13 protein-coding genes are annotated in these 13,134 nt (G+C 66.5%); 5 read left to right on the top strand and 8 right to left on the bottom strand.

The features are described 5' to 3' along the window. Nucleotides 1–3 precede the first annotated feature (3 nt). Both pcaD and pcaC read left to right on the top strand, forming a co-directional pair. Nucleotides 4–795: a 3-oxoadipate enol-lactonase gene (pcaD, locus tag U5A67_RS06240; protein ID WP_321818514.1), complete on the top strand. Its 792-nt coding sequence runs from the start codon at nt 4–6 to the stop codon at nt 793–795. Beyond that, entirely contained in the window at nt 792–1,190 is a 399-nt protein-coding gene (gene pcaC, locus U5A67_RS06235) for a 4-carboxymuconolactone decarboxylase (RefSeq protein WP_205987666.1), read from the top strand. The genes pcaD and pcaC overlap by 4 nt, the downstream gene beginning before the upstream one ends. 65 nt (nt 1,191–1,255) lie before the next feature. Here pcaC and U5A67_RS06230 read toward each other — a convergent pair whose 3' ends face one another. Together U5A67_RS06230 and U5A67_RS06225 are read right to left on the bottom strand one after the other, a co-directional pair. Then, a complete protein-coding gene (locus U5A67_RS06230) occupies nt 1,256–1,504 on the bottom strand; it encodes a hypothetical protein (RefSeq protein WP_205987665.1) in 249 nt (82 codons plus the stop codon). Between the two features lie 156 nt (nt 1,505–1,660). Further along, nucleotides 1,661–2,989 carry an aspartate aminotransferase family protein gene (locus U5A67_RS06225; protein WP_321818513.1) on the bottom strand — a complete coding sequence of 443 codons (1,329 nt, stop codon included), beginning with the start codon at nt 2,987–2,989 and terminating at the stop codon, nt 1,661–1,663. Between the two features lie 145 nt (nt 2,990–3,134). On the opposite strand from U5A67_RS06225, the gene U5A67_RS06220 reads away from it, so the two are divergent. After that, on the top strand, nt 3,135–4,553 hold the full coding sequence (locus tag U5A67_RS06220) for a PLP-dependent aminotransferase family protein (protein ID WP_321818512.1): 1,419 nt from the start codon (nt 3,135–3,137) through the stop codon (nt 4,551–4,553). Between the two features lie 22 nt (nt 4,554–4,575). Here the strand turns inward: U5A67_RS06220 and U5A67_RS06215 are convergent, their stop codons facing one another. Both U5A67_RS06215 and U5A67_RS06210 read right to left on the bottom strand, forming a co-directional pair. Next, nucleotides 4,576–5,193: a LysE family translocator gene (locus U5A67_RS06215; protein WP_321818511.1), complete on the bottom strand. Its 618-nt coding sequence runs from the start codon at nt 5,191–5,193 to the stop codon at nt 4,576–4,578. 193 nt (nt 5,194–5,386) lie between these two features. Then, nucleotides 5,387–6,259, bottom strand: a complete 873-nt coding sequence (locus tag U5A67_RS06210; protein WP_321818510.1) for a helix-turn-helix transcriptional regulator — start codon at nt 6,257–6,259, stop codon at nt 5,387–5,389. 98 nt (nt 6,260–6,357) lie between these two features. On the opposite strand from U5A67_RS06210, the gene U5A67_RS06205 reads away from it, so the two are divergent. After that, nucleotides 6,358–7,245 (top strand): SDR family oxidoreductase, encoded by an 888-nt coding sequence (locus tag U5A67_RS06205; protein WP_321818509.1) that lies wholly within the window; start codon nt 6,358–6,360, stop codon nt 7,243–7,245. A 67-nt stretch (nt 7,246–7,312) separates the two neighbouring features. Here the strand turns inward: U5A67_RS06205 and U5A67_RS06200 are convergent, their stop codons facing one another. Then, a complete protein-coding gene (locus U5A67_RS06200; RefSeq protein ID WP_321818508.1) occupies nt 7,313–7,762 on the bottom strand; it encodes a surface-adhesin E family protein in 450 nt (149 codons plus the stop codon). Nucleotides 7,763–7,924: 162 nt separating this feature from the next. Further along, a complete protein-coding gene (locus tag U5A67_RS06195) occupies nt 7,925–8,767 on the bottom strand; it encodes a helix-turn-helix transcriptional regulator (protein WP_321818507.1) in 843 nt (280 codons plus the stop codon). Between the two features lie 161 nt (nt 8,768–8,928). Here U5A67_RS06195 and U5A67_RS06190 point away from each other — a divergent pair, with 161 nt between their 5' ends. Beyond that, nucleotides 8,929–9,723: a 4'-phosphopantetheinyl transferase family protein gene (locus U5A67_RS06190; protein ID WP_321818506.1), complete on the top strand. Its 795-nt coding sequence runs from the start codon at nt 8,929–8,931 to the stop codon at nt 9,721–9,723. On the opposite strand, the gene U5A67_RS06185 is transcribed toward U5A67_RS06190, so the two are convergent. Next, nucleotides 9,720–10,568 (bottom strand): hypothetical protein, encoded by an 849-nt coding sequence (locus tag U5A67_RS06185; RefSeq protein WP_321818505.1) that lies wholly within the window; start codon nt 10,566–10,568, stop codon nt 9,720–9,722. The two genes, U5A67_RS06190 and U5A67_RS06185, sit on opposite strands and share 4 nt — an antisense overlap. A 28-nt stretch (nt 10,569–10,596) precedes the next feature. Then, nucleotides 10,597–13,086, bottom strand: a complete 2,490-nt coding sequence (locus U5A67_RS06180; RefSeq protein WP_321818504.1) for a penicillin acylase family protein — start codon at nt 13,084–13,086, stop codon at nt 10,597–10,599. Nucleotides 13,087–13,134: the final 48 nt, after the last annotated feature.

Raw genomic sequence — 13,134 nt, 5'->3', positions numbered from 1 at the left:
CGCATGCCTTACGCAGCCGTCAACGACACGCAGCTGTTCTACCGCATCGATGGCGCAGAGAACACCGACGCGCCCTGGCTGGTTCTGTCGAACTCGCTCGGCAGCGATGTGTCGATGTGGACGCCCCAACTCGTCGAATTCTCGAAGCACTTCCGCGTGCTGCGCTACGACACGCGCGGCCACGGTCACTCGGCCGCGCCGCAAGGTCCGTACACCATCGAGCAACTGACCGGCGACGTGATCGGCCTGCTCGATCATTTCGGCATCGCGCGCGCGCATTTCTGCGGCGTCTCGATGGGCGGTCTCACGGGCGTGGGCCTGGGCGCGCGTTTCGCGAGCCGCATCGACCGTCTCGTGCTGTGCAATACGGCGGCGAAGATCGGCTCGCCGCAAGTGTGGGAGCCGCGCGCGGCGAAGGCCCGCAACGAAGGCATGCTGTCGCTCGCGGATGCAGTGCTGCCGCGCTGGTTCACGGCCGAATTCATGGAGCGCAACCCGCTCGTGATCGCGCAGGCGCGCGACGTCTTCGTGCACACCGACAAGGACGGCTACGCTTCGAACTGCGACGCGCTCAACGCCGCCGATCTGCGCGGCGAAGCCGCCTCGATCAAGGCGCCGACGCTCGTGATCTCGGGCACGCACGATCTGGCCGCCACGCCCGCACAGGGCCGCGAACTCGCCGAATCGGTGCCGGGCGGCCGTTACGTCGAACTGAATGCCTCGCACATCTCGAACGTCGAATTGACGGACGAATTCAACAAGGTAGTCCTGAGTTTCCTGCTGGAGTCGAAATGAACGAAGACGATCGCTACGAAGCGGGTTTGAAGGTGCGTCGCGCGGTGCTGGGCGACGCGCACGTCGATCGCTCGATCGCCAACCGCACGGACCTGACCGAAGAATTCCAGAAACTCATTTCGCGCTATGCGTGGGGCGAAATCTGGACGCGCGAAGGTCTGCCGCGCCACACGCGCAGCCTGCTGACGATCTCGATGATGGTCGCGCTCAATCGCAACGAGGAGCTGGCGCTCCATCTGCGTGCCGCGAAGAACAACGGCGTGACGCGCGAGGAAATCAAGGAAGTGCTGCTGCAGACCGCAATCTACTGCGGCGTGCCGGCGGCGAATTCGGCCTTCCATCTGGCCGATAAGATCTTCCGCGAGGAAGACGCTGCGGCGGCAGAAAAGGCCTGATCGCCGGATCGCCGGGCCGCCGGATCGATGCAAAAGGGCACGCCTCGCGCGTGCCCTGCAAGTGCTTACTCGGCGGCGTCGTGCTCCGCCACATACTGGCGCAGCACGGCGAGCACCGCGGCATCTTCCGCGCGGCTCGCCGCGTCGCTGGCCGATCCCGCTTCTTCCTCTTCGCCCAGCAATGCGGGCGGCGCCGCGATCGTCTCGAACTCGTGGCCTTCGCGGAACACGCGAATCTCGTGTGTCGCCGCCGTATATTCCGCTACCCAGTGAACGCCTTCGATGTGCGCGCCCACGCGAATTGGTGTCTTCATCGCCAGACCTCCCGCCTTGCCGTGTCCATCAGCCAACGATACGCCGATGACGCCCGCCGTGCGCGCATGATGATCGGACGAATGCGCGCCAACTGAAAGCAAAACGGCCCGCTCGAAGCGAGCAGGCCGTTGCAACCGCGCAATGCCGAAGCCGCGTTACGCGACCTTCGTCAGCACTTCGCGCACCGTGCCGAACAGGCGCTCGATTTCCTCTTCGGTGATGATGAGCGGCGGCGAGAACGCGAGAATATCGCCCGTGAAGCGGATCAGCACGCCCGCTTCGAAGCACTTCACGAACACCTCGTAAGCGCGCGCGCCCACTGCGCCGTCGCGCGAATCGAGCTCGATGCCCGCAACCATGCCCAGGTTGCGCACGTCCTTCACGTGCGGCGCGTCGCGCAGCGCGTGCGCGGCGGCTTCGAACTTTGGCGCGAGGCTGTGCGCGCGTTCGAACAGGCCTTCGCGGCGGTACAGATCCTGGGTGGCGATCGCAGCCGCCGCAGCCAGCGGGTGCGCCGAATACGTGTAGCCGTGGAACAGTTCGATCGCGCCCGGCGCGCCGCTGTTGACCACCGTGTCGTGGATCGTGCGGCTCACGGCCACGCCGCCCATCGGCACGGCAGCGTTGTTGATCGCCTTGGCCATCGTGATGATGTCCGGCGTCACGCCGAAATACTCGCTCGCCGTGGCCTTGCCCAGACGGCCGAAACCGGTGATGACTTCGTCGAAAATCAGCACGATGCCGTGCTTCGTGCAGATCTCGCGCAGACGTTGCAGATAGCCTTGCGGCGGAATCAGCACGCCCGTCGAACCGGCAACCGGCTCGACGATCACGGCGGCGATCGTCGAAGCATCGTGCAGCGCGACGATGCGTTCGAGGTCATCCGCGAGATGCGCGCCCCACGTAGGCTGGCCCTTCGTGAAAGCGTTCTGTTCGAGGTTGTGCGTGTGCGGCAGATGATCGATGGCGGGCAGCAACTGGCCCGAAAAGGTCTTGCGATTCGCGCCAATCCCGCCGACCGAAATGCCGCCGAAGCCCACGCCGTGATAGCCGCGCTCGCGGCCGATCAGCTTGGTGCGCTGGCCTTCGCCGCGCGAGCGATGGTAGGCGAGGGCGATCTTCAGCGCCGTATCGACCGATTCCGAACCCGAGTTCGTGAAGAACACGCGGTCGAGGCCTTCCGGCATGATTTCGGCGATCTTGCTGGCCGCTTCGAACGCGAGCGGGTGACCCATCTGGAAGGTGGGCGCGAAGTCGAGCTTGCCCGCCTGTTGCGCAATCGCCGCGACGATTTCATCGCGACCGTGACCCGCGTTCACGCACCAGAGACCGGCGCTGCCGTCCATCACCTCACGGCCGTCGGTCGTGCGGTAATACATGCCCTTGGCCGATTCCAGCAGGCGCGGCGCGGCCTTGAACTGACGGTTGGCCGTAAAGGGCATCCAGAACGACGAAAGATCGTCGATGACGGGGCGCGAAGTCATGAGTTTCTCCTCCAAAGTGGTTGAACAGAATGTAGCGTCCGGGCTTGAAGCGCGGCATATACAGTCTCTATACTGCGCTGATAACCGTGCTGGACAATCTGCCGCAACTGTATTGGTCGGTGCGCAACGTGCCGCTCACATTCTCATGATCGAATTCGAACTGGAACGCGGCCGCGGGGCCGCCGCCACGCTTGTCGAGCAACTGGTGCGGGCCTTCGCACAGGCGATCGAGGGCAACTCGCTGCGCGCGGGCGCGCTGCTGCCTTCGGTGCGCCAACTGGCGCAATCGCACGCGCTGTCCACCTATACGGTGACGGACGCGTACAACCGTCTGGTGTCGATGGGGCTGGTGGTGGCGCGGCGCGGCTCGGGGTATCGCGTGGCGCCGCGCGAAGCCGCGCCGCGTGCGAGTGCCGGCGCGGCCGTCTGGCAGCCGCCCGCGCTCACGGCCACCTGGCTGCTGTCCGACGTTTTCGCCGATCATTCGGTGCCGATCAAGGCGGGCTGCGGCTGGATGCCGGCCGAGTGGATCAACGAAACCGGCCTGCATCACGCATTGCGCGCGACGAGCCGCGTGCCCGCAGTGCGTCTGGGCGACTACGGCCACCCGTACGGTTTTGCGCCGCTGCGCGAGCGCATCGCCGCGCAACTGGACCGCCAGGGTTTGCCGGTCGAAACCGGCAACGTGCTGCTCACGCAGGGCGCGACGCAAGGCCTCGATCTGATCGTGCGCACGCTGCTGCGTCCCGGCGACGCCGTGCTGGTGGAAGATCCCGGTTACTGCAACCTGCTGCAGATTCTCAAGCTGGCGGGCCTCACCGTGCATGGCGTGCCGCGCACGCCCGCCGGGCTTGATCTCGACGCGCTCGAACAGCAGGTGGCCGCCCATCGTCCGAAGGCGATCTTCGTCAACACGACGCTGCAGAATCCCACCGGCGCGACCTACACGATGGCCAACGCATTCCGGCTGCTGCAGATCGCGGAACGCGAACGCATGTGGGTCGTGGAAGACGATGTGAGCCGCGAACTCGCGCCGCCCGGCGCGCCGCTGCTGGCCGCGATGGAAGGCCTGCGCCGCGTGCTTTATGTGAGCGGATTTTCGAAGACGGTGACGCCTTCGCTGCGCTGCGGTTATGTGGTCGCGGAGCGCGACGTGCTGCGCGAACTCGCGCGCGCGAAGATGGCGGTGGGTCTGACGTCTTCGGAGACGATCGAGCGCATCGTCGACAAGGTGCTGGTGGAAGGGCGTTACACGCGCCACGTCGAGATCGTCAACGAGCAGTTGAAAGCCGCGCATGCGGCGTTCGAAGATCGTATCGATTCGCTGGGGCTGGAGCCATTCTGCCGGCCGCGCGCGGGCCTGTTCATGCTGGTGCGCCTGCCGGTTGAAGCGGCGCGCGCCGGTGAGGTCGCCACCGCTGCGTTGCGCGACGGCATCTGGCTCGCGCCCGGCTCCTATTTCCGCCCCGACGACGCGGCCAGCGCGTGGTTCCGTTTCAACGCGCCGTATTCGCTCGACGATGCGCTCTGGCGGTTCATCGAGCGCATCGGCAAAAGGATTTGATCGGCAATCCTGATGAGACGGATCAGCGCTGCAGCAGATGCACAAGCAGCGGATACATCGACGCGACCAGCGACAGCGCCATGGCGATGTTGAACAGGCGCAGGCGGCGCGGATCGGCGAGAAAACGGCGCATGCCCGTGCCGAACGCCGCCCACACGCAGATGCAGGGCAGGCCGACCACGTAGAACAGCACGGCCATCGCTACGATATTGAGGCCGAAGTCCGTCGACAGACGAATCGTGGTCACGGCCGTGAGCACCATCATCCACGCCTTGGGGTTGATCCACTGAAACGCGATGGCTTCGTGAAAGCGCATCGGGCGGCGCTCGCCACTCTTGATCTTCATGCCGCCCGAGGTGCCGATCTTCCACGCCAGCCACAGCAGATAAGCCACGCTCGCGGCTTCGAGCACCGTGTACAGCACGGGAATGCGCCGGAACGCTTCGCCCAGACCGAAACCCACGCACAGCATCAGGACCACGACGCCCGCGCTGATACCGAGCATATGCGGCACCGTGCGCCGGAAGCCGAAGTTGACGCCGGAGGTGAGCAGCATCGTGTTGTTCGGGCCGGGCGTAATGGACGTGACGACCACGAACAGCATGCCGGCAGGCAGGGCGCTGAGCATTTCGGGCAGCATGAGGCGAAGACTCCGGGGAAAAGATGGCGATCCTGATGATCGTCGAGGAGTCAGTGTAACGAGATGGATCGGTACAGTACCGGTACAGATTGTCAGCCGGAAACCGGTACGGCGTGGGGGACGATTGAGCGGGATTGTCCGGCCGGGGTTGTCCAACCGGGTTGTGCAACGATCGCGGCTTCGGCGCTCCGGTTTATTCCGGCGTGGCCGTCGCAGCGGGCGCGGCCAGCGTCGCGCTGTCGGCGAGTGTCTTGATGCGTGCGGCCATATCGTCGTCGAGCGGCGTATAGACGATCATGCCCAGATCCGGTCGGCCATCGACGGCAAAAGCCGAATACTCCAGCTCGATCGCGCCAAGCACGGGATGCTGCAGGCGCTTGACGCCGCCATCGGCGTGATTGTGCAGGTCGTTCTCGCGCCAAAGCGCGGCGAATTCCGGGCTCACGCTACTCAGTTCCTCGACGAGTTCGCCCGCCTCCGACACCAGACCCGCGCGCGCCACATCGGCCCGAAACGCGCCCACCACAAAACGCGCGACGCTCTCCCAGTCATGCTGTTTCGCGCGCACCTCGGCATGACCGAACAGAAAGCGCAGGATATTGCGGCCGTCGGGCGGCAGCGCGCCGTAGTCGGTCAGCACGACCGCAGCGGCGCGATTCCACGCGATCACGTCCCAGACGGGATTCTTGATGATGGCAGGACTCGACGGCAGCGAATCCAGAAAGCGCTGCAAGCGCGGATGCACGTCGTTGACGGCGCGGTAGCGCACTTCCGGCGGCCGGCCGAGGCCGAGCATGAAGAGATGTTCGCGTTCGGTGTGGGTGAGCATCAGCGCGCCCGCGATGCGTTCGAGCACGCTCGCCGAGGGCGCGCCGCCGCGCCCCTGTTCGAGCCATGTGTACCAGGTCGGGCTGATATTGGCGCGCTGCGCGACTTCCTCGCGACGCAGGCCAGGCGTGCGCCGCCGCCCGGAAAAGCCGAAGCTCGCGGGATCGAGCCGGGTGCGGCGGCTCTTCAGGAAGTCGCCGAGCGAGGTGGAACTGGGGGAGGACGTGGTGACCGACATGGGAATCCTGTTAGTCGTTTTACCATGATACCGTCACTACTTTAACGGAATAAGAATCCGTCAGATAGTGCGGAGGTCACGACCAGAAGGAGTTGACGATGCGAATCTTTTTGACGGGCGCGACCGGTTTTATCGGCTCGGCCCTTATCCCTGAACTGATTCAGGCCGGCCATCAGGTGAGCGGCATGACGCGCTCGGACGCCGGTGCGCAGGCACTTGCGCAAGCGGGCGCCCAGGCGCACTTCGGCACGCTCGAAGACGTCGAAAGCCTCAAGCGCGGGGCCGAAAACGCGGATGCGGTCATTCACGCGGCGTTCGATCACGATTTTTCCCGCTTCGTGGAGAACTGCGAAAAGGACAAGCGCGCGATTGCGGCGCTGGGTTCCGTGCTGGCCGGTTCGGACCGGCCGCTGCTGATTACGTCGGGCACCGGCGTCGGCAGCGGCGAACAGGGCGAGCTTGCGCGCGAGGACGTGTTCAATACGACGCATCCCAATCCGCGCATCGGCTCGGAAATCGCGGGTAATGCGCTGCTCGAAGCGGGCGTGAATGTTTCGGTGATGCGTTTGCCGCAGGTGCACAACCCGTTCAGGCAAGGGCTGATTTCGCCGCTGATTGCGATTGCGCGCGAAAAAGGCGCGGTGGCCTATGTCGGCGAGGGGCGCAACCGCTGGCCGGCCGGGCATCTATCCGATGTCGCGCGGCTTTATCGGCTGGCGATCGAAAAAGCGGAGCGCGGCGCGCGTTATCACGCGGTCGGCGAAGAGGGTGTCAGCAGCCGCGAGATCGCCGAGTCGCTCGGGCGCGGCCTGAAACTGCCGGTCGTGTCGATTCCGGCGGAGCAGGCGCAAGCGCAGTTCGGCTGGATGGCGATGTTCGTCGGCATGGATATGCCTGCTTCCAGCGCCCTGACGCAGGCGCGTCTGGGCTGGCGGCCGAGCGGGCCGTCGCTGATCTCGGATCTGGATCAGGCGCGGTATCTGTAACCGCTGACTAGAAGCAGCGCGCGGTTTCGCCTCGGCGGAGCCGCGCATTGTTACGGTATGCGAATGGTTACGAGGCGCAGACGAACTTGAACGCCCGGTCGAGTTCGGTGTCGGGTTCGACATCGGTGAAGGTTTCGTTGCTGACCGTGGGCAGCGTGTCGACGCGATCCAGCAACTGGCCTTGCGCGTCGTAGCTCAGGCGGCTAGTCAGCGAGGTCTGATGTTTTTTGCAGTCGAACGCGATTCGTTGCTTGAGCAACGTTACCGGCGCGAGCGCGTGCGAAATCGCCGTGGGCTCGGCGTAGCGAATCTGAATCCAGGCGCGGCGAATGGCGCCTTCGCGCACGATGGAATCGGTGTTGACCGATTCGGTCCATCGGTTCGGCACGGACGCCACGGTGGTCCAGCCCGCCGCATGAACGGCCGATGCGGCCAGCGCCGCCGACGCTACGGCGAGACAAGTCAGAAGCCGCCGCGCGCGGCGCCAGTCATGATGTGAAAGTGCTTGGGCGCTCATAGCTTTCTCTGCAATCGGAACAATTCGTGGGTCAATCATTGGCCCTTGATTGTAAGCGTGCGAGCTAGCCACAAGCAGCGACGAAAACAGCGCAGAAAACCGCTCAATTAGCGCGACTGTGCGCGACCGCGCCAGCCAGGACGGCCAGCGTCCGGCGAGACACTACGCCTCCACCACACCCGAGCGCATCATCGACTGGTATTTCACTGGCGTCATATGCAGCACGCGCTTGAACATCACGGCGAAGGAACTGGCGTCGGCGTAACCGAGATAGCGGGCGACTTCGTCGATGGGCGTATGCGTGGACAGCAGGCACATCGCTTCCGACACGCGCATTTCCTCGCGCCATTTCGCGAACGGCATGCCGGTTTCGCGCTGGAAATGCCGCGCGAGCGTGCGCGAACTCGCGCCGAAACGGTCGCCCCAATGTTCGAGCGAATCGCTGTTGGCGGGCTCTTCGATCAGCGCCTGGCAGATGCGGTGCAGACGCGGATGCTGCGGCAGCGGCAGGCGGCCGGGCGGCTCGTCGGCGGGCGTGGCCGCGGCGAGCAGTTTGACGATCAACTGGGTGAGGATATCGGCGAGACTGCCGGGCGCGCGCGTTCGCGCGGGCTCCTTCACGAGCGCGAGAATCGCCTCGCGCAGCAGGCCGCCGACCGGCAATAGACGGCCTTCGTCGGAGGCGTTCAGCGGACACGGATCGAGATAGAGCGTGCGAAACCCCACCTTGCCGACCATCTCCAGTTCGTGCTCGACGAAAGGCGGCACGAGCATCGCGCAATCGGGCGTCACGACCCAACTCGCGGCCGGCGTGCGCACGCGGATCAGCCCGCTCGTGGCGTAGAGCAACTGGGCGTGAGCATGCCGGTGCGCGAATTCGCGCGCGCCCGCTTCGTACTCGATCGCCTCGCCGTACACGGGCGGCAGAACGTCCTCCGGCGCCGCAGCAGCGGCCGGATCGGGCATGATGAGCGCGTTGTCCGTTCGATTCGAAAAGTCTTCCATAACATTCCAGCTGGCAAGGCGGCTGCGGGCGCTATCGTCCGTTTTTGCCCGTTTTCAGCGACCTGTCTGCGGTCTTGATCGACCGGGGCAGTATAGCTTTTGTGTCGGTAATAAGATGCATTATCATTCAAAGTTCATTTTTCAAGCGATGGCATAAGCGGATGGTGTTCGATGCTTCAGCCCGGCCCGACGCCGGACAGCCCATCAGCCCGGCGACGCAAAGCGCCGGCGCTCGACCGCAGCGGCTCGCCGCGCGCGGCCGTTGGCCCGACGATATCGCGCTCTGGCGTGTCGACTTCGACTTCGCGCAGACGCCCGCCGACGCGCCTTTTCTCGACGATGCCGAGCGCGCCAGGGCGCAGCGCTATCTCCAGCGCGCCGATCAGATCCGTTTCGCCGTCACGCGCTCCGTGTTGCGCCAGTTGCTCGCCGATGCCATCGGCGATGCGCCCGACGCGCTGCGCTTCGTCTTTTCCGAGCGCGGCAAGCCGCAGTTGCAGGATCACATCGGGCTATCGTTCAACGTCTCGCACGCGGGCAATCACGCGTTGATCGCGCTTTCCCGCACGCGCGAGGTCGGTATCGACATCGAGCAGCACAACGCGTCGATCGACTGGCGCGGTCTCTCGCGGCTCGTGTGCACGCCCGCCGAGCGGCAGGCGCTCGACAGCGCGCCGCCGCCATCGCAGGCCGCGCTGTTCATGCACTGCTGGACCGCGAAGGAAGCCTTGCTCAAGGCGCTGGGTCTGGGCATCGCGCACGGACTGCTGGCGCTGGGCGTCGATCTGGCGGGCGAGGGCGGCGTGGAGCGTGCCGCATCGCCGCACGTGCCCGGCAGCGCCGGGGAGTTCGGCGCGGCCAGCCAGTTGCACTACCGCTGGCTCGACGATGTGCCCGGCTACGCCTGCTGCCTCGCCTTTGCAAAGCCCGGCAGCAGCGCGCGCAACGGCGCTTAAGGCCCGATCCAGCCTACCGCGTGAATCTGCCTGACCGGCTGCGACACCGAGATCGCGCCGCGAATCTCGCCGGGCATCGGCACGTCGATTACATGCCAGCGGCCTTCGTCGGCGAGATCGATCCAGACGGCGGGGCTGTCTTCGTCAAGTTCGTCGAGGTCGTCGCCTGCCGCCGTCGCATCTTCGACCCGCATCGCGCCCGACAGGCTGGTGTGGCGCGCGGTGCGGCGCAGCGCATCGGCGTGGCGGCGGCTGGCGTCTTCCTGCTGGCGGCGCGTGCTGGCCTGGGCGAATTCCCACACGCTCGCGCGCGCGAGGTCCTCCGCGCCGCTGGTTTCGCTGCCGGGACGCGGCATCGTAATGCCCAGTCCCAGCGTCGACGGCCCGATGCCGATCAACACCCAGATGCCGCCAAACGCGATATCCACACTCAAACACCGATCGCCGACCACGATCTGCGCGCCGCGATGCTCGCCGTGTCCATCGACGATCTGCACTTCGCGCGGCGGCAAGCCAGTCAGATTCGCGCCGATCCAGCGCAGCATCACGCGGCTCGCGATATAGCGATGGCGCAGCGCCGCGTTCGGATGAAAGCGCGCGCGATTACGCTCGGCGTCGGACAGCCATTTTTCGCTTTCGTGGATCGCCACCGGCAGCCAGCTGGCGCGAAAGCGCCACAGATGCAGCACGCCGGCATCGGGCATCTTGAGCTGCGCGGGATAGCGCCGCGTGAGCCGGTGCGTCGTGAAGACGGGCGAGTTCGACGCGCTGCGCGCCGCGCGGCTGCGCGACAGCCGCTGGCCGTAGCGCGGGGTGAGTTCCGTTTGCGAGGCGAGATATGACATGCGGTCGGTCCTCCATGCCAGTGTCGGGTTATTGCATCTGCGTGGACGGGCTGCTGAGCACGCGGCGGCTCTGCGTTTCGCGCGTGATCGCTTCTTCGGTGAACGGCACGGCCAGCCAGCGCTGCGCCGCGTAGGCGCGCACGCCATCGGCGTAATGCGGCGAGGCCGGATCGTCGGATTCGGACGAGGCGATCAGCGTATGCGCGAGGACGCCGTGATCGTCGAACGACACCACTTGCAGATACGTGTTGCCATTCGGGTTGCGGTTCATCGATTCGGCTTCCTTATCGAACGGATGCATGGCGCAGGCCGCCGTGAAATAGCCTTCGGCGTCGCAGCCGCCGTACAGGCCGATGCGTGCGTCGTCGCGCTGCACGTAGAGCGCGGCGTCGTGCGGCGCATCGAGCGCGAGACCCGCGCCGCGCAGCGTGGCGATCGCCTTGCGCAGCGCGGCGGTGAGCGTGGCCGGATCGGCGGCGATGCCCGCGGGCGTCGTCAGCGGCTGCTGCGGATCGAAGGGCACGGCATAGAGCTGCTGCGCCGGGATCGCCGCGAGCTGCTTCCAGTAGACGTCCCACAGCGTCGCGCCGCGTGCGTTCGCGCTGCCTTCGTCGTTCCAGGCGGCCAGCACGCTGCAGGCTTCGTGCAGATCGGCGTCGTGTGCGGTCGCGGCGGGCGTGCAGACGCGCGCGAGCACCGCATCCTTGAACAGCACAGCCGACATCGCGCGGCTGTCGAGCACGCTTTGCATAAGCGAGGCGGGGTTCACGCGGCCCGGCTGCGCCATCTGCTGCGCGGCGATCTCGTGACCCAGACGCGTGCGCAGCGACTGGGCGGTGCCGGTTTCGCCGACCACCGGCGCGAAGCCAGTCAGCGGCGCGGCCGGATTGGTGAGCCAGTAGCTGCCGTTGAAATTGCCTACGTAATCGCGGCGCGCGAGCGAGGGCAGATCGGCGGCCGGCATGGCGCCGGGCTGCGCTGCCTGCGCATTGCTCTGCCAATCGCAGTCGCTGCGCGAACCGTCGAGGAAAGGCAGGCCCGGCATGCGCGCGGCGACGGCGTGCCCGAGCGGCGGCGTGCAGCGTTGCGCGAGCGCGGCGCTCACGTCCGGCACCGCGCCGATATCCGCATACCAGGCACGCGGATCGCCGCGCCCGATCGCGAACGTGTTGACCCACGGCACCGCCGCGTTGCGCTTCTGGATCGCGATGAAATCGTCGAGCGAGCGCGCCTGGCCCCAGTCGAGGAAGTTTTCGAACACGCGGAAGTTATCGGCGTTGATGTCGCGCAGCGCGAAGGCCTGCTGCGCGTTCCAGCCGAGCGCGGGCGACAGCGCGCCCAGATTCACCAGCGGGCCGAAGCGCGAGCGGTAGAGCGTGCGCGTGACGGTGTGCAGCGTGCCGTCGGCGGCGCGCGCCTGCACGTTCAGGCGCACCGGCGTCATGGCTTCTTCGTGGCCGTCGTAGACGTAGCGCGTGGGCGCGCCCGGCACCAGCTTGAGCTGGAACACGCCGAAGCGCTTCGCGCTGGAAACCGTGTGGGTCCACGCGACGTTCTGGTTGAAGCCCATCACGATCAGCGGCACGCCGAGGAACGACACGCCGCTCACATCGAGCTGGCCGGGAATCGTCAGCTGTGCCTGGTAGAAGCGGTCGGGGCCGGTCCAGAACCAGTGCGGATTGCCGAACAGCAGCGCGCGGCCGTCGTGGGTCGCGTCCGCGCCAAAGGCGAGGGCGTTGCTGCCGATGCCCGCCTGACCGCCCACGTAGTCGAGCGGCGCGGTTGCGGCAAGCGTTTCGGCGTGTTGGCCGATGGCGGCGTGAGGTTCGGCGGCGGCCTGGGCGGCGGGCGGCTGCGCGGTCGCGATCGCCGCGACGAAGCGCGCTTCGCCGCCCGCGAGATTCGCGGCGTAGAGGCGGCGGTAGACATCGGCGCGCGCAATCGGCGTGAGCCACGCTGCGCCGCGGCAGGCCGCGTGCGCGCCTGCGTGATCGCCCGCGCGCACTTCGCCCGCATAGCGGTTGTAGCCATCGACGAAACCGTCGATCAGCTTGCGCATGGTCGGCGTCTGGCTGTCGCGGTAACGGGCGACGGCGGCATCGTCGGCGACGAAGCGGAAGAAGAAGTCGGCGTCCAGATTGTCCGGCTGGCCGAAGGTCGCGCCGGTTTCGGGCCGCGCCTGCGGGCCGAAGTAGCGCGAGCGCTCGCCGCGATAGGTCACGAAGGCTTCGGCCATCGTGCAGAGATTGTCTTCGGCCTGACTGTAGCCATAGCCGTAGCCGAGGCTGCCCCAGTCGTCGGCTTTCACGTGCGGAATGCCGAGCGCGGTGCGGCGGATATCGACCTGGTACGGGCCGCCTTGCGGGGCGAACGACGTCTGCGTATCGCGCGGCGGCGTGGCGCAGCTTTGCAGCAGCAGCGCGACGGCCAGCGCGCCGCCGAGCGCGGCCGGCGCGCGCAAAGCGTCAAGCTGGCGATGCAGCTGGCGAAGGCGGTGAGCGAACGAAAAATCGGGCATGGCTTTCGGTATCGGTTGCGTTGGTGTGCGAGCTTCCTGGCGCTTCAG

Source organism: Paraburkholderia sp. J69-1 (genome assembly GCF_905220255.1).
Classification (GTDB): domain Bacteria; phylum Pseudomonadota; class Gammaproteobacteria; order Burkholderiales; family Burkholderiaceae; genus Paraburkholderia.
Note: the sequence above shows the minus strand (reverse complement) of the source record. Positions and strands in the feature narration are given on the sequence as shown.